Raw genomic sequence first — 18864 nt, 5'->3', positions numbered from 1 at the left:
CACGCCGACATCCATCTCTAGGCTACAAATAAGTCCTAAACTATGCATACATGGAGGCATATAGTGGAAATGTTGTCAGGAGCCGACATGGTCGTTCGTTCGATGATCGACCAAGGCGTAAAACATATATTTGGGTATCCGGGCGGATCGGTTTTGGATATCTATGATGCACTGCATGAGAAAAGCGATATCGAGCACGTTCTCGTTCGCCATGAACAAGCAGCCGTTCACATGGCTGATGGCTATGCTCGTGCAACCGGCGAAGTCGGTGTTGTACTGGTGACTTCAGGCCCAGGCGCAACCAACGCCATTACCGGTATCGCGACCGCGTATTACGATTCAGTTCCTATGGTGGTTTTGTCCGGCCAGGTCATGAGTAACCTGATTGGTAACGATGCTTTCCAGGAATGTGACATGGTGGGTGTCTCGCGCCCTATCGTGAAACACAGCTTTTTGGTGAAAAACACCGAAGACATTCCAAAAATCATCAAGAAAGCTTTTTATTTGGCGTCAACCGGCCGCCCAGGTCCTGTGGTTGTCGATCTGCCAAAAGACATGCTGAACCCAGCAAACAAGTTCCCTTACGAGTACCCGGAAAGCATGTCCATGCGTTCTTACAACCCGACAACCTCGGGTCATAAAGGACAAATCAAGCGTGGCCTTAAAGCTCTACTCGAAGCGAAAAAACCGGTACTGTACATCGGTGGTGGTTCCATCATTTCTGAGTGTGGCGAGCAAATTAAAACGCTGGCAGACACACTAAATATTCCTGTTATCAGTACATTGATGGGCCTTGGTGCTTATCCGGGTACGGGTGACAAATCGCTGGGCATGCTTGGTATGCACGGCACGTACGAAGCCAATATGGCAATGCACAATGCGGATCTGATCTTCGGTATTGGTGTTCGCTTTGATGACCGTACGACGAATAACCTCGAGAAATACTGTCCAAATGCCAAGGTCATGCACATCGACATTGACCCATCGAGCATTTCAAAAACCGTTTCGGCTGACATCCCAATCGTTGGTTCGGCAGACGTGGTACTGAACACCATGCTGAAGATCCTGACCGAGCAGGGCGGCACGAACGATGAAGCCGCACTGGACGCTTGGTGGAACAACATCAACGTATGGCGTGAACGCAAGTGTTTGGCTTACGAAACGAATAACGAACGCATCAAGCCGCAGCAAGCGATTGAAGCGGTCTATAAGCTCACCAATGGTGATGCATACGTGGCATCGGATGTTGGCCAGCACCAAATGTTTGCTGCGCTTTACTACCCGTTTGATAAGCCACGTCGCTGGATCAACTCCGGTGGTCTCGGCACCATGGGCTTTGGCCTACCTGCTGCGATGGGTGTGAAATTTGCAATCCCTGATGCAGAAGTGCTGTGTGTGACAGGTGACGGCAGTATCCAGATGAACATTCAGGAGCTGTCGACGGCGCTGCAATACGATATCCCCGTCAAGATTATCAACCTCAACAACCGCTTCCTCGGCATGGTGAAGCAGTGGCAGGACATGATTTACCAAGGTCGTCACTCTCACTCTTACATGGACTCGGTGCCTGATTTTGCTGCAATTGCAGAAGCCTACGGTCACGTAGGTATTCGCATCAGCGATCCGGCTCAGCTGGAAAGCGAGCTGGCACGCGGTCTGGCGATGAAAGACAAACTGGTCTTCTTCGACATCAGCGTGGATGAAACAGAGCACGTTTATCCAATGCAGGTGCGTGGTGGTGCGATGAATGAAATGTGGTTGAGCAAGACGGAGAGAACATAATGCGCAGTATTGTATCGATTTTGATGGAAAACGAACCGGGCGCATTGTCTCGCGTAGTTGGCCTGTTTTCACAGCGTGGCTACAACATTGAATCCCTGACGGTTTCCCCGACAGACGATCCAACGCTGTCCCGCTTGAACATCACGACCACCGTGGTTAAAGCGTCTGAGCGAGAGCAGATTGAAAAACAACTGCACAAGCTGATTGACGTACTGAAAGTGAGTAATGTGACTGAGTCAGAGCACATTGAACGTGAACTGGCGATGGTAAAAGTGAAAGCGAGCGGTTTTGCGCGTGCAGAAGTTAAACGCACAGCTGACATCTTCCGTGGCCAGATCGTGGACGTGACTAACTCGCTTTACACCGTGCAGATTGCAGGCTCAAGCGACAAGATTGAAGCCTTCATCGCAGCGATGAAAGATGTCACTGACATCATCGAAGTCGCGCGAAGCGGTGTGGTGGGTATTGCACGTGGTGAACGCGCACTGCGTCAGTAAATCTGACAGCTTGTCTCAGAAAAAACCGATGGTGAAAACCGTCGGTTTTTTTATGCCTGACAGGCTACTTAGAGATGCTCTCAACTTGTGACTTTCTGCCCAAAATGTATACTTCCGGGGTACAATAAAAACAAAATAAACCCAAGAGAAAACCGTTGTGTTGCAAACCATCAATAAGTATTTGGTGAGAGTGACAACCCTGTCTCTGGCTGTCCTGACAATTAAGGTCGGCTGGATTTATCTGGTGCCGATGGCGGTACTGATGAACACTCACCGCAGTGAACTGGTTCCATCCAGATTTAAGAAGTAAAAGCCCACAGAAAAACAGAATTTTAGCCCGAGCGCTAAAAACAAAAAAGGAGCCAATCGGCTCCTTTTTTTATGCACGGTACGGTTCGATTACAGAACGTGTACAGATGCAGTGTTAGTCGTACCAGAAGCAACCAGAGCGCCTGAAACCATAACAACGATGTCGCCTTTCGCAGCCAGACCTGACTCCAGAGCGATTTCTTTACCACGACGGTAGAACTCGTCAGTGTTTTCGAACTGGTCAACAACCACTGAAGTTACGCCTTTGCTCAGGCAAAGTTGTGCAGCCGTTTTCTCGTTGATAGTGACAGCGATGATGTTTGCAGTTGGGAAGTACTTGCGGATAGAACGCGCAGACTTACCTGCTTCAGTTGCCACAACGATCAGAGGAGCACCCAGCTTCTCAGCGGTGTCTACAGCGCCTTTACATACTGCTTCAGTGATACGCAGACGAGAGCTGTCAAGACGTGAGCCCAGTTCAGCTTTCAGTACTGCATCAGTACGCTTCGCGATTTGCGCCATGATGGTCACAGCTTCAACTGGGTATTTACCCTTTGCAGTTTCACCAGACAGCATTACTGCGTCAGTGCCGTCCATGATCGCGTTCGCTACGTCACCCGCTTCTGCGCGTGTTGGACGTGGGTTCTTGATCATTGAGTCCAGCATTTGAGTTGCAGTGATAACCACTTTACGTGCGCGGTTACATTTCTCGATCATCATCTTCTGAGCGAAGATAACTTCTTCTGCTGGGATTTCTACACCCAGGTCGCCACGTGCAACCATGATGCCGTCAGACAGCTCCAGGATCTCGTCGAAGTTATCAACGCCTTCCTGGTTTTCGATTTTAGAAATGATTTGGATGTTCTCGCCGCCGTTTGCAGCCAGAAGTTCACGAATTTCTTTAACGTCAGACGCTTTACGGATGAAAGAGGCAGCGACGAAGTCAACGCCTTGCTCACAACCGAATACCAGGTCACCTTTGTCTTTTTCAGACAGTGCAGGCAGGTTGACGGAAACGCCTGGCAGGTTAACGCCTTTGTTTTCGCCTAGGTCACCATTGTTCAGAACTTTACAAATAACGTCAGTTTCTGTGGTTTCCAGAACTTCCATCTCGATCAGTCCATCATCAACCAGGATGGTGTTACCTGCAACCAGGTCTTTTGCAAAACCAAGGTAGGTCACTGCAACGCGTTCTGCGTTACCCACTACTGAGGCGTCAGTAGTGAAAGTAAAAGTTTGACCTGCAACCAGAGAAACATCGTTGCCGCCTTCCAGTTTGATGGTGCGGATTTCAGGACCCTTGGTATCCAGCAGGATAGCCAGTTGCTTGCTGCTGTTTTCCATTACCTGGCGCAGGTTAGAGATGCGCGTGCCGTGCTCTTCGAAGTCGCCATGCGAGAAGTTCAGGCGCATTACGTTCATGCCTGCATCTGCCAGCTTAGTCAGCATCTCTACTGATTCGGTTTTTGGTCCAATCGTACAAACGATTTTGGTCTTTTTCATGTAGGGTTCTCTCCGGTCGAACTTTTACTACCCAAGGGATAAATGTCGCTGTAGTCACATTATTCAGGTTCTTGAGTTTTGTAAGAAAACAACAAGCTACTGTGTGATGAGCGGCAGCATTGCCATGCGCTCTTACAGCGTTAATATTGATTCATGCCACATAATTGTGTTGTCCAAACGCGGATTCGCTTGGACAACACAACTCATCCATGAAAGCGGACACAAGTATACATGCTTTATATGGCGGAAATTTGATCGCAGGCAATTGAAAAAGGGTTTATTCCAACCTTCCTTGCACTATCCACTCAAATGAAACAGCAATATGCCTTTTTTCAGGGCCGTAAATTTACCACAAAAACTTATCTAGATCACTAATCAGTAACGAATAGATAAACAGCAGTGAACATCCGTAAACATTGGGTTGAATGCGTCAAAAGATAGCCCACTAGACGAGGATCATGCCTGAATATTTTTGAAAAAAAATGACATTATCTCGTCACCTCATGGGTACACAGCGAAATTTTTCGCTATTTCATAGATCTATGTCTCGCTCTAGCTATCTAACTTGCGAACAGTATGTGGTCTGTTGGGTAAATTTTGCGACAATGTTGTCATCAATTCACCTAAGGGAATGTCCGCCTTTGATGCATTTGCTTCGGTTATGCCGATTCGTCTGTAGCGTTGTGGTATTTGTACTGGGGATCTCCCAGTCAGTTGCGTTGGCTGAAACGGATAAAGACACCATTATCGTGACGAACTCTCATAGCTGGAAGCCATTTGCTTTCTCTGAAAATGGCATCGCTAAAGGAGTGTTGGTCGATTACTGGAAGTTATTTGGGGAGATCAACAATACGCCCGTTGAGTTTGCGCTTTCTGACTGGAATGACTCGTTGGTTGCGATGCAAGAAGGTGGGCGCAAAGTACACGCTGGTTTGCTCTATTCCGAATCTCGCGACGAATATCTGGATTACGTTTTTCCCCTTTTTGAAATCTCCACCACTTTATACGTAGTCAATGATGCTGAAGAGCTGAAAACACAGGGCGTCGTACCGGGCATGGTTGTCGGTGTGGTGCGTGGTGGCTTTGAAGAGGAGTACCTGAAGAACCGTTATCCGCTCGTTGCTACCATGGGCTTTGATAACAATGCCGCCCTAATTCAGGCCGCGCGTAATGGCAAAATTAAGCGCATGCTGGTCGATACCCAAGTTGCTACCTATTATCTGCTTCAACAGGATAGGCCTCTGGGGTTTGTTCCCATTGAACGCATGTACAAAAAAATGCTGTACGCAGCGGTACCTGCAGGCAACGAACTGCTTCAACGCGAAATCGAAAGTGGTATCAAGAATATTCCTCCCCATGAAATCGATCGCATCAAACAAAAATGGCTGAACACCAGCAGGACCACGAAAATACCAAGCTGGCTTTGGCCACTGGTAGGTTCAGTCTTGTTATTGGGCACAGCCAGCTACATTATCTTGCTGAAGAAAGCTGTAAGACGAAAAACCCGTGCTCTCAAAGCGTTGAACAGCAAACTTGAGGAATATGCCTTCACAGATTCCTTGACGGGCTTGATGAACCGCCGGGGTCTCGACAGGGTGTTCGCCAGTAAGCGGGTCAAAAGCATGCTGAAACGTGGTCAACTGGGTGTATTGATGCTCGATGTGGATCACTTCAAGCAAATTAACGACAAATATGGCCATTCAAAAGGCGATGAAGTGCTGAACAATCTTGGCCGGGTACTGAGCAACTACCTGCGTGAGGCGGTAGCGATATCCCGCTTAGGGGGAGAAGAGATTTGCTTGTTGGTGTCGGCGGAAGCTCTGCACGATCTGGAGGTAAATGCCGATTATGTTCGTAGCTTCATTGTACCGCAGGCATCCCAAGAGGGTATTGGGCTAACTGTTACTGCATCTGTTGGTGCGTTATTGGTAGACAAAGACGGAAAAGAAACGTCACTTGAAGCGCTGCTTCATCACGCCGACCGATTGATGTATCAGGCGAAAGAAGCGGGACGCAACAGAGTGATGCTGGGCTCCCTGTCCAGCCAACAGCATCATAGATATCCAAGTCAGGTCAGTGCTTAGTTTTTTTCTGGTGCATTTTCAGCAGACTCGTCGTAATTGATCACGCGGTTACGCCCAGTCTTTTTCGCTATGTAAAGAGCTTCGTCTGCGCGTAGGCTGGCGGAGAGAAAGTCTTCTGTCACATCAAGTACAGTAGCGCCGATGGAAATTGCACAGCTAATCGTCAGAGGCTGTGAATTTGGGTGACTGACCCTGACTTCACAGTCTTGTACTGATTGCCTTAACTGTTCTAAGCGCGCCGTGGCCTCGGTATGGTTATCCGCCCAGATAAGCAATGCAAACTCCTCCCCGCCTAAACGAAACGCATACTCATCTGGCGCAGTGAAGTCTTCAATTTCCTGAGCAAAACGACGGAGCACGATATCACCGACTGGATGGCCAAAGGTATCGTTGATACGTTTGAAGTGGTCTATGTCCGCCATGGCGAGGTACTGACGGCGCTGCTGGGCGGCATGACGCTCGCTGAACAGATCTAACAGATAACGGCGGTTATAAAGATTGGTGAGATCGTCCCGGTTTGCCATATCACGCAAAGTGCGTTCACGACGGATTTGGTCGGTCACCACACTTACAAACGTGCACATGGCTTTTTCGCCATACCAATCAATCACTTTATCCGTAATTTCTGCGATCATTGGATTCCCTTTCAGGTCCATATGATTGATGACTTCAGGCTGTGTTGGGATCCCAGTTTCTATCGCATGATTGTAGCGGCGCTGCGCTTCTGGCCAGTGTTCCTCTTCAAAGAGCACACGGATAGAGGGCAGACTCAGCACATCTTCTGCACTCGCCATTCCACTGAACTTTGCGAATGCGTTGTTGGCATACTTAGGGACAAAGTTAATGTGAATAACGCAGGGATTGGGGTGGATGTCGAGTATGTCTTTAAAGTCTGGCATCGCGTGGAGAAAGTGCTGTTCAAAAATTTAATGTGAAAGTTATCACTTACCAGTATGAAAACTGCGATGTATTTCAAGAAATTGGAAGTGTCGTTATAAACTAATCAGTTGTGAATCATATGTCTTACGTCTTTGTTAGTAGTGGGGCGAAAAATTATCATTCCAATCAATAATGACACTCTTTTCTCAAGACTTTTCTCAAGCACTCTTTTTACTCAGGACTGACAGAATAGGAGGTGTTTTGACAAAAGTTGCCTAGCTATTTTCCTATTCCCGCATCTTTGAGATCTTGCGACGTAATATCTTCGCCATCAGCTTCAAAGCTAAATAGGCCACTTGCTTCTTTAGAAGGCAACATGAAAGGCGGTGCACTATGAACCAGTTGAAACTCCAGCAAAGTGTAAGGACGCTGCCACAGCCACTCACGATTATTCACGGCACATAAATCCGGCTCAGGCAGAGGCTCATCAATAAAAGAATAGAAATAGAGTGTAAAGCCGTAACTGGTGACAGGTTGGATGGATTTTAGCGTCAGACCCAAGCTATCCGCCCATGCCTGCATAGCATTTTCGTTATGACAACGGAGGGTAATATGTGCCAGCGTTGCTCCATCGGCTATCGGGTGCGTCAGTGGGCAGTTTTCCTTCCTGTTACCCTCAAAGGTGGTTTGCAGCAACTCAATGGTTAAACCGCTTGGGTCAGAGAGATGGGCGAGGTAGCCAATATCCTGAAACTGGCGTGGCGCTGAGACATTAATACCTTGCGATCGAAGCCATTGGCAGGCAGCATCCAAGTCCACGACGGTAATGCCTATCTTCCAAAAAACATCGGTTGGTGTTGGTTGGTAATAAGTTTCAGACGGAACGAAAGAAAGCGACGCGCTTTCGCCGTCAAACCGCCAGCCAGAATCAGTGAGTTTCATGCCCAGAATGTCTTGATAGAAAGCGTAAAGACTCTGACCCAGCTTTGCTTCGATGGTAATGCCTGTGAACACCGAGAGCTTCTCCTTTCCTTATGTTTATGCCTTTTATTGTTGCTGTTTCTTGGGCAAAAAGTGCGATGAAAAAAGCGTGATTTCAGACCGAAAGCAACTGATTGATTTGTAAATTTGCCAACGGCGTCCCGACACTCACCGATAGGTTTGCAATTGCAACGTGATGTGTATCAAAATTGCCACACGGTAAATTTTGGAATAGAAATCACGTTAATGCTCAGGGCGTCAACTCTCGCAATATCACTGCTATCAATCGTAGGCTGCTCCCAGGAAAAAGACGGCGACGTCTTTCTGGAACGCTGCTTTGCTGATCGTGAATATAACTACGAATGCGATGGAGTTAGTTTTACTGCGCTACCAGGCTTGGTTGAAAAAGCCAGCGAGCAAGAGCTGGTGGTCAGAGTTGGAAGAGAACCTTTCACTCTTGCCAATCCTGAGGGTTTTGAAGGGCTGGCTGACGTGGACATTGATTACCTGAAAAACCTCTCCATCAAGTTTTCTGGCACGATCAAAGAAGCTACCTGGATCCAGAAAAGTTTTGATGTGGAAAACCCTCGTATTGACTGGTTTGAGATGCCTGACAAAGAACATATTGCCAACATCCGGAAAGAGCGCAAAATCCGCTCAGCGATGTTAGATGCCCGTGGTGGTGAAGACGAAGCCTATCAATATTGCGCGGCACAGGCAGAAAGCTTTTACGGTGCCGATTGTGGTTTCGACCAAAGCTTCCAGTCAGTCTGGAACAAAGACACGCTATTCACCACAGTGAGCTGTAGAGGGGAAAGCGGGAAGAAAACCCGCTATAAGTGCAGTACCTATGACGGTATGACCGTGCTTGAGTCTTACTGGTGAGCGCAGCGTTACTGTTCTAATTCAGAATATTTACTGATGATCTCTGCGTATTTGCCCGACGCTTTCACCTGATCCAACGCCGCTTGCCAGCGGGCTATCTCTTCGTCTGACGTGTTTTTAGAGAAAGCGATATAAAGCTGAATGTTGAACAATGTAATGTCGGTTTTCTCGATGGCATCCGGAGCAATATCGCTTTTTTGTATCATCGACTTGTAGGCAAACTCCCCAATCGGTGCCAAATCCCCCCGTCCCATCGCTAACATGGTGAAACTTTGTGTGGGCGAATTGGTCATGTGGAGATTGTTGAACTCTTGAGCTTGGAGAAAGTCCGTTTCTGGAAAACCTCGAGTGACAAGAATAGAGCTCACTTCTCGTGCATCATCCAATGATTGGATATCTACCTTGCCATCTTTGCGGCAAAAAAAACTTACCCTGTCCTCAACCAAAGGCCCAACCCACTTAAACATTGGCTCGCGTGCTTTGGTCCGGCTCATGGAAAAAAGAATACGGTTTTCTTTCCGTTGTGTTTCTTTGAAGGCTCGCGCCCAGGGTAGGAGCTCTATATCGTCAGGATGTTCCACTATCGCGAAGATTTCCCTCACTATCTCGACCGATAAACCTGTCAGCTTGCCGTTTTCCACATAACCAAACGGAGCAAAATCTTCCGTCATGACAGTGAATGTTTGGGATATTGCGGGCTGGCTGGCTATCAGCAGCGGCAGTGCAAAAAGGTATCGAATGGCGGAGTTTAACAACGACTTACCCGGTATATTCATTCCTTCACCTGACATTACGACTCGTTACGTATTTTCAAATTTCTGCGCTTAAGTTTACTCAAGATGATTGCTTGTTTGTGTTTATTTCCGCTGAATCTCAATTGTAAATCCAGTTGCACCAACATGTCGCATAATGGGTGTCTAAGTAATTGATATTAAAGGCTGGCTTTACTGCGTTGCTTGTTAAAAAAAGCAGGCAAAGCCTGTTTGCTGGTTCTGCTGATAGTTTGCATCATTGCAAAGGTAGGATTAGCGATACCTTGCTGATCCAGTTCATCCAGCATCAGAAGCCAGAGCCTTGCTGTCATTTCAGCATCCGCCAAAGCGCGGTGGAAAACGCCATCATTGGCAATGCCCTTAAAATGCACGAGATCGCCAAGTTTATGGGTAGGGGAGTCTTGAATCAGGCGGCGGGCAATCAGCATTGAGCAAGTAAACTGACCGGAATATCCTGCATGAAAACGCGCTAACTCCGCATCCAAAAAACGCTTATCGAAAGAGGCGTTGTGAGCCACAAGATTAAAGCCAGCGATAAACTCAGCAAAGCGACTCATGACACCTTCGCAACCTGATGCGGTGCGAAGCATATTGTTAGTGATGCCTGTGTACCCTTCGATAAAACTGCTGACGCGAAAGCCTGGGTTCATCAATTCCTGAAAGGTGTCGACTACCTCACCGTCAACCAGCTTTACCGCACCGATTTCAATGGCGCGATCGCCCATGTTAGGTGATAAACCTGTGGTTTCGAAGTCGAGTACGACAACGGTATTAGCGGATGTGGATGGCATCTAGAGGGTTCCAAAGCGAGATAATGCAGAGGGGAGGAGTATACAGGGAAACGACGATATGCGGGAAAATTGAAAATAAAGCTCGCTATTTAACCGACACACTGTATAGTTCTCGCCTGGCTCAGAAAGAGCTGTTAATGCCAAATCTAGTTTAAGTTTCTGCTCAGCGACTTCTCGATAGTCTTCGTTAATACCCTGCGTCAACTTGTGCTTCATCGACCATTCAATAGCTTTCCATACAGCCTTACTGTTCAACGTCAGCGTTTAGCCTGTCGTTAACACACTCATTTAAAAACAAATTAGAGGTTACTATGTCTGATAAATCGACTGGTCTGGTAAAATGGTTCGACGAAACTAAAGGTTTTGGCTTCATTACTCAAGACAACGGTGGCAAGGACGTATTCGTTCACTTCCGTGCAATCGTTTCTGACGGTTTCAAAACTCTGGCTGAAGGTCAGAACGTACGTTTTAACGTTGAGCAAGGCCAAAAAGGTCCTCAAGCGACTAACGTAGAAGCGCTGTAATTCAGCGAGAGACTGCGCAATACTCGGTATATTGCGCAGTTTTACTTCCCGCCTTTTTTCCTCAGGCTATGGCCCTTAAAGTTGAACCCTCACCGTTTGCAACGCATTCGCTGGCAGGGTTATCAGCGCACTCTGCGCACCAATCACCAAATCAAATTGTATCGGCTTCTTGGTCGTGTTCAGCAGTTGCACACTCAGCAATCCTGATTCATTCAGCGTTGCACTGGCATGCAAATCATCCTGTTCCAATCCGCCTAACAAGGTATCGGTTTTGACGGCTTTATCACCGGGACGAATCGTGCGGCTGAACTGTGCTAACACATCGTAAATCGGTGTGTAGTAGACATAGCCCGTTTCCGTATCAATCATGATCGGCGCACCACAGAAATTTCCGGCATGGTTAGGGCCGCCTTTGGCATCTAATACTGCATTCCAATCTACCCAACCGTTCATCCAGTGATTCAGGCTGACAATAATGTCACGCGCGTAGCGATGCACTGGGGTGTAGATAGGGTGGTTTTCTGGATTTGGCGCCCAGGTGGCGGTGTATGCCCAATCGGTCGCGTTTTCATTCCACCAGAACTCGTCGTTATCAAACCAGCCGGACTCCTGAAATTTCACCGGATCCAAAATGCCTTTCGGCGCAGGCTTGCCGAGATCGTCAATTGTGCCTTCGGTATGGATGATGGCGAAATCCGGGAACTTGTTGTGTACCTTCTCCAGCACTTTTTCGTACACATCGACCGTGCTGGAATACCAGTGAACGGCTGAGCCATAAACATACGGCGCGGTGTCGGGATCGCCCAGGATCACATCCGTCCAATGTTCCAGATGATCACGGTTTTGATCATAGATCAGCAATCGAGTATCGCTGAAAGCGCTTTCTTTTAAAGCCGGACCAAGAAACTCTTTGATGAAGGTATTCTGGCTCTCCGCAGTAAAGTGCATGCTCTCCCAGTTGCCGCTGTTGCCGTGCGGTTCATTAACTGGTGTTAAGCCCCAGATATCAACACCGGCCTCCTTGTAATGCTCAAGGTATTTCACCAGATAATTCGCATAAGTGGATTCATATTCCGGTTTGAGCGATCCGCCTGTGCCTTCCCAATCGTTCTCTTCTGAGCCTTTGATAAACCAGGTATTGATGTCCTTCATCCAAGGCGGCGCAGTCCAGGCAGAAGCGATGATGTTAAGGGTGCCGTCGCCTTGTTTTGCTTTGATCGACTTTGCTTCTTTGATCATCGGCAGCACGTCGAACGATTCATCCTGAATGCCCGGGTACTTGGCTTTCGAAAAGCCATCGCTGTCTGGTGCGATAGTAAAATGCTCAAGCGCTGCATCACCTTCGACTTCGGCATAGCCGAGCTTTCCTTCCACAGAAAAGTCAGTCGAGCCAATCGGCGTGCGGGTCAGCGAGAAGTTTGCGCCTGACTCGCCATAGAGATTATTCATAACCTCAATGCGCTTTTCTGGCGGAAGGTGAGCCAATACAAACGCAGCAGATTCGGTGAAAGACGTACCGATCCCTGTAATGGTTTGTTTGGTAATATCCGGTTGGATGACGACTTGTGTGCCGTTTACGCGTTCAGTGGTGAAGGACTGGTTTGGCATCGCCGACATTTTGTCGCCCGCTTCGCTGGTCAGCAGGATTTCACTTGTCGAGGTTAAGCCAAAATTCTTGTTATTACTCAATGCTTGCTCCCTGTCTTTATCAGAAGTGCAGGAAAGCAGCATTGCCGAAGACAACGCAACAAGCGCTGCAGCGACTGCTCTCACTTCCATGTTCTTTGCTCCACAGTGGGAATGATTGGTTTCAAATAAAAAGCCGCACATTAGTCCCTGCTGCGCGGCTTTCTACATATACCCGTTCTGATCTTCTAATGTAACCAGAGCCCAGGTTTACTGTTTTGTTTTTCTTGTAATCAATACATTCCCGACAGTCCAAAACTGAGCAGATGAACGAAGGTTGTTATTCGCTTCGCTCGGCATTCGCGATTTCAACTAATGCATCAGCCACACCTTTTGGATCAGAGAAAATCACAGCATGACTTGAATCAAGGGTGAAAGTACCTTTAACGGGTTGCCCTTGAATCATCGCGTCCTGAACGGCTGGTGGAATAGCATTGTCTTCAGAGCATTTCACGTAATAGCGGGGAATGCTGCCATAGTTTTCCTCTGTCAGTGACAGCTTGTAAGTAAGCGGTGCTGTTGGCTCCATCACCATAGACGCTTTTGCACCTTCAACGGCCTCTGCAGGTAAATCATGGGCAAAGGCATGATGGATTTCGGACTCTTTGATACCAACGGCTGTGTTATCTTCGTTAAAGAAAAGGTTATCCAGCACGGCAGAGCCCTGAACGCCTTGCGTGGCATCCATAAAAGAGACCCCATCAGGCAGCATGAACGCGCATAGGTAAACCAAAGCACTGACTTTATCAGGGCGCGCTTCGGCGACTTGGCTGGCAATCATCCCTCCGAAACTGTGGCCAACCAAAATGGTCTTATTATCTTGTTTATCCAAGATATCCGTTACTGTTTTGACATAGTCCTCGAAAGTAATGTCTGCTGGTTTAGTTTTATCTGCTCCATGCCCTGGCATGTCTGGAGTATTGAAGGTGGCGGATTGTTGTTTTGAGACTTGCTCTTGAACACCTTGCCATTGGAAGCCCCCAAGCCAAGCCGAATGAATCATAGTGAAATTGTCCGGTGCAGGCGCGGTTTCTGAAGTCAAAGAGTCAGAAGAACATGCGGCAGATAACAAGGCCATTGTAATGGTGACGGGTTTTACGATGTTGGTGTTGAAACGTGGTTGAAAACTCATATTTCTACTCCTTTCAAATAGAGTTAACTCAGTGAACCCAAAGGGGATGTCGCGTCTCGCTTTCTCTTTTTTAATCGCTATGTTGTGAGTATCCGACTGACTATTTCTTTGTCGTGAAAATAGAAAAAGTTTTTACAACACCGATTGAAGAGGGCTTTGAATGCGAGGCTTCATTCAGGGCTTATGGCAGGAGTCATTAACAATATGATGTGTAAAGTGAGTTTGGTAGATGAGGCCAAGTTTAAAGTGTATTAGTGAACTCAGGCACTTAGAGTGAGGCCTAAGACGTGAAGCTTCCTTTTTCACGATAGTTGTTCATATTTCTGGGGATACTCTTGAAAATGAGACGTTTGGGCTCACTCAAACTACCCATCAAAGGGGCTTTCTACCGCAATCTTCTAGGTCGTAGTTTCCAGAGATTTTAGCCACTCAATCGCCAGCTTTTCCAGCGATTCCCACCCTGTGATCTCGTGGGTGCCGATGTGAAAACGGGAGGAGGTTAGTTGTCCATAGAGCTTAAAGTTAACCTTTTCTCTGGGGTACTGAATCTCGCAATGCACTGACTTAGCAAGGGTATCGATATCAAACGCGACCACCATAATTGGCAGCGACTTATCACCGCCACGAATATTGAGGCGAAGCACCACCGGCAGCCCTGTATCATTGGCGAACATATACATAGGCACAACACTGTGCTTGCTGCCGCTAGGGAGCAATTTGTGAAGACAATCCAGCCTATCGAGCATACCTTTCCCCTTGGGTTTTGAGGACTAATCCAACTTAAGCCATTTTTTCAGTGTAGTGATATTTACGGATTAGAAACTTGATTTGGTTAAACTTTGTGCGATTTGGCACAAGGGGATTAAAGAATGGCGTGTTGAAAATGAAAGGCATGCCACCGCATTTACAGCAGTGGCACTTCGTTTTTCCTAGGTGCGTAGACTATGCGATTACGGCCTTCTCGTTTGGCTTGGTATAACGCATGGTCAGCATTTTGCAGCAATTGGTCGAGATTTTGAGTGGGATGCCAAGTGGCCATACCGACAGAAATGGTGACGCGAACAAATTGGCCTTCGAACTCGATATCCGAATCTTCTACGGCTGAAAGCAAGCGTTCTGTCATTCTCTGAGCGGCCTCTCCCGGTGTGTTTTCCATGATCACAGCAAACTCTTCTCCTCCGAGACGCGAGAGGAGATCGGTTTTTCGCAGTGATTGGTTTAACACCTTGCCGACATGTCGAAGAACGGCGTCTCCACAGGCATGACTGTATGTGTCATTCACCTTTTTGAAGTGATCAATATCGATCATTAGCAGGCGCAAATTTGGCGAGGTGTTTCGTTTGGCCCGCTCAATGAATTGCTGTGCGCCTTCAAAGAAAGAACGTCTATTCGGTAGCCCTGTCAGCAAATCGGTGCGGGCTTCTTTTTCGGCAAGCGCTTTGGCTTCATATAGCTGCTTGGTTTGCTCTTTAACCCTTTCTTCCAGCACGTGCGCAGCATTTTCCAGATGTTGCCAGTGCTCTGCTTCAATGCGCTGCTTTTCTCGTTGCATGTGCTTGAATCGAAGGATCATGACCGTGGTCAGCAGGATGACTTCAATCAGACCACCAAAATAAATCAGCCACTCAGCGAAAGCGCTATCTGCGATGTATCCTCTGAGCCTTGCCGAGGCGAGTGCCATACCAATGGCAAAGAAGACCCAACTTCCTGAAAACAGAAGTGCGTGTGGCACTTTCTTCTTGTGCGCATAGATGCCAAGTGGGATCAGGAAGAAAGCTCCAATCGCCGTAAAATCAATGATGATTCGGGAAAGGTAAGGCTTACCAAAGAGGTTAAGCACCACGCCGACCGCCACCACTGCCACCACTGCCAGCATGATTTTATCAACACGTGGTAAGTGCTCCGGCACATTCAAAAAGTGACGGACAAAAAGAATGGCGGAGAGTTGGCAAATATTTATCTGAAGCACCACCATCCATAACTCATAGTGCTGTGATGCGATTAAATAGCTCCATACTCCACTGAATGCGGCAAAAAGCGACGCTGCTGAAAATGCAAAAGCGGTGTAATAAAGATAAAGACGGTCCTTTGTGGCGAAATAGGCGAGCAGGGTAGACAGACCCATAGCAATTTCAACACATAACAAAATCACCAATAGAGACAACTCTACATGTGTAGAGTGGTAAAAATCAGACTCTTCCCAGATACGCATCGAGTCAAACTTGTGCATAGGGAATTCACTTCCCTGAAAGAGGCGGTAGTAAACCTCAACCTCTGATTCAGGCGGGACTTCGACAGAGAATGCAGGCCTGTAAAAAGACACTGGCCGCGAGTCTGTGGGCTGAGTGTAAACAAAGCGTTGATGCGTGAATGTGCCGTCACTACCCTTCAAGCGGAAGTAGAAATTGATGGTATCTACGGACGGCTCCACATACTCCACAATGATCTTTTTACTGACGGGCTCAGGATTAGATAACTGAAATGTTATCCAAGTTGGAAGCGTCGAAAATCCTCGGTTAACTTCGCCTTTTTCGGGGCGCTGCCAGTCTGTGATGGGCACAACATCATCAATGGTTAACTCATACGAGGGATCATCGATAAAACGGAATTTATCAACCGTCGACCCTCCGCTTTCCCACTGTGACAAATCAATGGTCGTTTCTGCAGAAGCAAAACCAGAGATACTGAAAGTGATAAACAGGACGGAAAAAACCAGTGATAAAAAGTGATTAATCCGACGTTGCCACATGCATTTATATTCCTGAGTTAATGGGCTTATCACTGTCACTCCCTGCCAAGCATTGCCGGATACCCAGCAGGGAACTGCCAATGATTAAATACTGATGCTATTCGGTATCAAAGAAGGCAGTTGCATCACATACGGCATAGGTCGTGAGGCATTGCGCTCATGAATATCGGCTTCGATTCTGTTTAAGTTCATGTGGAACTGAGCCAGTATCGGTGCCACACGTTTGTCGTTGAAATATTGGTTTCTTGGGTCATCCGTATAGTGACCAAGGGTGTCATATTGCACGCCAGCTAACAGGTAGGCGAATGAGGTTTGATACAGCGCCACATCCAAAGGTGGAAGCCAATCAACCACGTCTTCCTGAGCAAGTATTTCACTGCGTCCTGGCATTGGCTTATAAAGCGTTCCGCTTGCTCCTGGGATATAAGACATCAGCGGGTACTGCGCATAGTTCACAGAAGCATGTTGGGCACTTGCGGTATAAATGATTTGCGCAACGACACGGCAGAGATAATCAAAACTGTCGATTTGTACTGGGCTCTTTTCATCATTCGTTGCCGTTAAGCCATCTAAGCCCCTCACTGCGGCGCGTTTTGGATTAACCAGCTCATTTACCCAGGCTTGCAGTTCAAAATCATCCAACACCGTTTTATTGCGTGCTTCCGCCGTTTCGCCCTCGTAGTAAAGCGACAGGTAATCCGTCACGAATTGCTGAATCGCCGCCCAAAGGTCGAGGGTATCTTCCCTGAATGGGAAAGACGGTAATGAGTCGCTTGAGACACCACGTTGATGGAAGATCTTGTCTGGATACTGGTCATCAAACCGGCGCTTTTCATAAGCGTCTACCAGTATTTCTGCGGTTTCCTGATGTGAGGTTGAAATCACGGAGGCTACAACGCCGCCTGGCACCATCAAGCTGGTGTAAGCGCCATGGTTAATGTCCAAGGTAAATCGGAAATGAGGCTTCAATAGCACCATCAGCGGGTGTGTTTGTGGCAACTGTCGATGGCTGGCGACAACAATGGGTTCAATCACCAAATGGCACGCGCCTAAATGCGCCACGGTTTCATGCTCAATCGTACAGGCGTTCTGAACCACCATTTTTGCCAGCAGCCATTTTGCGCCATCCACATCATTATTATTGGTGCAGTCATTTGGCGTAAAAATCGGCGTGGTGTCGGCATCAAAATGCTGCCCTAATTGAATGGCGATAGGTTGCATGGCACCGTCAGTCGGGTAGCCGTGTGGTGGCGACGCATTCCAATAAAACAGCGCAATTGGCGCTTCAGGGTAACGGTGTAGACCATGTAAAGGAGCGCCTTTCTTGCCTTCAAACATGGCATAATCGCAAACGTACAATAAGCCTTTATTGGCGGCTTCAGTAAGCGTTAACGTATTATTGCCGCTCACTTGCTGCAAGGTGTCATCACTAACGGGCATTTTTTCCAAAAGCTCAGCCAGTAAATACACATTCTCATGCGCTTCTTTCTTCGTTCTGACACCTTTGAGGTTAGTGGTATTGAACCCCGCAATTTGCATGTAGCCAAAGTACCAATCTTGCAGACAAATCGGTAAATCATCTTGCGGCATCCATGCTTTGCGCTCGACATTCAAGGCTTGAGGTGTCGGCAAGGTGTTAAACAGCAACTCGTAATCTGCCAGTCCTTTCGGTTTGAGATACTGAGACCCACTCTCGTCATTCAAGGTGTAGTAAAGCGTGTCTTTAAGAAATGCCGTAAAACCCTCTGACTCAAATTGCTTGGTGACTTTCGTCAGCCCTTCAACAATACGCACGAAATCTTTGGGTAAGTGAGAAAGGTCTTGAAGCGTCCCTCTAATAGCATTGGGTACCTCAGCCAGCGCCTCGAGCAACGCCTTGGTTGCCGCAGCATCTTCAATCATAGCCAGCGGGGAGCTTGGCGATTTTAACGCCTGGTAGGCATCGTTAACCTCTTTGATCGCCTCTGAGACATCACCGGTTAAATCGTCCTGCAGCTCCCGCTCAAGCAAAGACACAACAACCTTGGTGAAGTTTTCCAGCAAGGGTAAAAAGACCTTAGTAACTTTCGCTTCATACTCGAGCGTAAACTCCTCTCCTTTAGGCAGCCCTGCAGATAGGGATAACGGCTCAATATAGCTGAACATATAGTTATATGACGCTTGTGATACCGATACCTGAAACGCTCTATCCTGAATAGCTTTCTGAGAAAGAGTTTGGGGAAGTGATGGAGGCATAGAGGAGGTTTTAGGTTGCATGTTCTTTCCTTGCTTGCTTTTCCCAATCTCCTT

At 47.6% G+C, this 18864-nt stretch carries 16 protein-coding genes; 6 read left to right on the top strand and 10 right to left on the bottom strand.

Features of this window, described 5'->3' with window-relative positions:
* The first annotated feature begins 63 nt into the window (after window positions 1-63).
* The 3 genes from K6Q96_RS14960 (at window position 64) to K6Q96_RS14950 (ending at window position 2589) form a co-directional block, all read left to right on the top strand.
* Window positions 64-1782: an acetolactate synthase 3 large subunit gene (locus K6Q96_RS14960; RefSeq protein ID WP_039849785.1), complete on the top strand. Its 1719-nt coding sequence runs from the start codon at window positions 64-66 to the stop codon at window positions 1780-1782.
* Entirely contained in the window at window positions 1782-2279 is a 498-nt protein-coding gene (gene ilvN, locus K6Q96_RS14955; RefSeq protein WP_002537707.1) for an acetolactate synthase small subunit, read from the top strand. Before K6Q96_RS14960 ends, ilvN begins: the two co-directional genes overlap by 1 nt.
* A gap of 157 nt (window positions 2280-2436) precedes the next feature.
* Window positions 2437-2589: a hypothetical protein gene (locus K6Q96_RS14950; RefSeq protein ID WP_251876665.1), complete on the top strand. Its 153-nt coding sequence runs from the start codon at window positions 2437-2439 to the stop codon at window positions 2587-2589.
* A gap of 89 nt (window positions 2590-2678) precedes the next feature.
* On the opposite strand, the gene pykF is transcribed toward K6Q96_RS14950, so the two are convergent.
* Window positions 2679-4091, bottom strand: coding sequence for a pyruvate kinase PykF (pykF, locus tag K6Q96_RS14945; protein ID WP_251876664.1), 1413 nt, complete (start codon window positions 4089-4091; stop codon window positions 2679-2681).
* 644 nt (window positions 4092-4735) lie between these two features.
* Between pykF and K6Q96_RS14940 the strand changes: the two genes are divergently transcribed.
* Window positions 4736-6175 carry a transporter substrate-binding domain-containing diguanylate cyclase gene (locus tag K6Q96_RS14940; protein ID WP_251879654.1) on the top strand — a complete coding sequence of 480 codons (1440 nt, stop codon included), beginning with the start codon at window positions 4736-4738 and terminating at the stop codon, window positions 6173-6175.
* Here the strand turns inward: K6Q96_RS14940 and K6Q96_RS14935 are convergent.
* The gene (locus tag K6Q96_RS14935; protein WP_251876663.1) at window positions 6172-7074 is read right to left on the bottom strand and encodes a GGDEF domain-containing protein; all 903 of its coding nucleotides are present in this window, start codon (window positions 7072-7074) and stop codon (window positions 6172-6174) included. The two genes, K6Q96_RS14940 and K6Q96_RS14935, sit on opposite strands and share 4 nt — an antisense overlap.
* Window positions 7075-7333: 259 nt before the next feature.
* On the bottom strand, window positions 7334-8068 hold the full coding sequence (locus tag K6Q96_RS14930) for a VOC family protein (RefSeq protein WP_251876662.1): 735 nt from the start codon (window positions 8066-8068) through the stop codon (window positions 7334-7336).
* 213 nt (window positions 8069-8281) lie between these two features.
* Here K6Q96_RS14930 and K6Q96_RS14925 point away from each other — a divergent pair, with 213 nt between their 5' ends.
* Complete coding sequence (locus K6Q96_RS14925) at window positions 8282-8920, top strand: hypothetical protein (RefSeq protein ID WP_251876661.1); 639 nt, start codon at window positions 8282-8284, stop codon at window positions 8918-8920.
* An 8-nt stretch (window positions 8921-8928) separates the two neighbouring features.
* On the opposite strand, the gene K6Q96_RS14920 is transcribed toward K6Q96_RS14925, so the two are convergent.
* Window positions 8929-9711 (bottom strand): substrate-binding periplasmic protein, encoded by a 783-nt coding sequence (locus K6Q96_RS14920; RefSeq protein ID WP_251876660.1) that lies wholly within the window; start codon window positions 9709-9711, stop codon window positions 8929-8931.
* A gap of 140 nt (window positions 9712-9851) precedes the next feature.
* Window positions 9852-10484 carry a 3'-5' exonuclease gene (locus tag K6Q96_RS14915; RefSeq protein ID WP_251876659.1) on the bottom strand — a complete coding sequence of 211 codons (633 nt, stop codon included), beginning with the start codon at window positions 10482-10484 and terminating at the stop codon, window positions 9852-9854.
* Window positions 10485-10795: 311 nt separating this feature from the next.
* On the opposite strand from K6Q96_RS14915, the gene cspE reads away from it, so the two are divergent.
* Window positions 10796-11008, top strand: coding sequence for a transcription antiterminator/RNA stability regulator CspE (gene cspE / locus K6Q96_RS14910; protein ID WP_251876658.1), 213 nt, complete (start codon window positions 10796-10798; stop codon window positions 11006-11008).
* A 75-nt stretch (window positions 11009-11083) separates the two neighbouring features.
* Here cspE and K6Q96_RS14905 read toward each other — a convergent pair whose 3' ends face one another.
* From K6Q96_RS14905 to K6Q96_RS14885, 5 genes are all read right to left on the bottom strand, one after another.
* On the bottom strand, window positions 11084-12787 hold the full coding sequence (locus K6Q96_RS14905) for a glycoside hydrolase family 30 protein (RefSeq protein WP_251876657.1): 1704 nt from the start codon (window positions 12785-12787) through the stop codon (window positions 11084-11086).
* 187 nt (window positions 12788-12974) lie between these two features.
* Window positions 12975-13826, bottom strand: a complete 852-nt coding sequence (locus K6Q96_RS14900) for an alpha/beta fold hydrolase (protein ID WP_251876656.1) — start codon at window positions 13824-13826, stop codon at window positions 12975-12977.
* Between the two features lie 398 nt (window positions 13827-14224).
* Window positions 14225-14572 (bottom strand): hypothetical protein, encoded by a 348-nt coding sequence (locus K6Q96_RS14895; RefSeq protein WP_251876655.1) that lies wholly within the window; start codon window positions 14570-14572, stop codon window positions 14225-14227.
* A 158-nt stretch (window positions 14573-14730) separates the two neighbouring features.
* Entirely contained in the window at window positions 14731-16575 is a 1845-nt protein-coding gene (locus K6Q96_RS14890) for a sensor domain-containing diguanylate cyclase (RefSeq protein ID WP_251876654.1), read from the bottom strand.
* Between the two features lie 84 nt (window positions 16576-16659).
* Window positions 16660-18831 carry a lipoxygenase family protein gene (locus K6Q96_RS14885; protein ID WP_251876653.1) on the bottom strand — a complete coding sequence of 724 codons (2172 nt, stop codon included), beginning with the start codon at window positions 18829-18831 and terminating at the stop codon, window positions 16660-16662.
* Window positions 18832-18864 lie beyond the last annotated feature (33 nt).

Source organism: Grimontia kaedaensis (assembly GCF_023746615.1).
Lineage (GTDB): Bacteria > Pseudomonadota > Gammaproteobacteria > Enterobacterales > Vibrionaceae > Enterovibrio > Enterovibrio kaedaensis.
The sequence above is the reverse complement of the archived record's forward strand: the minus strand, read 5'-3'. Positions and strand labels throughout refer to the sequence as shown.

Bases quoted from the DNA above. Each gene is read 5' to 3' on its own strand.
- K6Q96_RS14905 (WP_251876657.1), bottom strand. From the start codon at position 12,787: ATGGAAGTGAGAGCAGTCGCTGCAGCGCTTGTTGCGTTGTCTTCGGCA.
- K6Q96_RS14895 (WP_251876655.1), bottom strand. From the start codon at position 14,572: ATGCTCGATAGGCTGGATTGTCTTCACAAATTGCTCCCTAGCGGCAGC.
- K6Q96_RS14935 (WP_251876663.1), bottom strand. From the start codon at position 7,074: ATGCCAGACTTTAAAGACATACTCGACATCCACCCCAATCCCTGCGTT.
- K6Q96_RS14900 (WP_251876656.1), bottom strand. From the start codon at position 13,826: ATGAGTTTTCAACCACGTTTCAACACCAACATCGTAAAACCCGTCACC.
- K6Q96_RS14885 (WP_251876653.1), bottom strand. From the start codon at position 18,831: ATGCAACCTAAAACCTCCTCTATGCCTCCATCACTTCCCCAAACTCTT.
- K6Q96_RS14920 (WP_251876660.1), bottom strand. From the start codon at position 9,711: ATGTCAGGTGAAGGAATGAATATACCGGGTAAGTCGTTGTTAAACTCC.
- K6Q96_RS14940 (WP_251879654.1), top strand. From the start codon at position 4,736: ATGCATTTGCTTCGGTTATGCCGATTCGTCTGTAGCGTTGTGGTATTT.
- ilvN (WP_002537707.1), top strand. From the start codon at position 1,782: ATGCGCAGTATTGTATCGATTTTGATGGAAAACGAACCGGGCGCATTG.
- K6Q96_RS14915 (WP_251876659.1), bottom strand. From the start codon at position 10,484: ATGCCATCCACATCCGCTAATACCGTTGTCGTACTCGACTTCGAAACC.
- pykF (WP_251876664.1), bottom strand. From the start codon at position 4,091: ATGAAAAAGACCAAAATCGTTTGTACGATTGGACCAAAAACCGAATCA.
- K6Q96_RS14890 (WP_251876654.1), bottom strand. From the start codon at position 16,575: ATGTGGCAACGTCGGATTAATCACTTTTTATCACTGGTTTTTTCCGTC.
- cspE (WP_251876658.1), top strand. From the start codon at position 10,796: ATGTCTGATAAATCGACTGGTCTGGTAAAATGGTTCGACGAAACTAAA.
- K6Q96_RS14925 (WP_251876661.1), top strand. From the start codon at position 8,282: ATGCTCAGGGCGTCAACTCTCGCAATATCACTGCTATCAATCGTAGGC.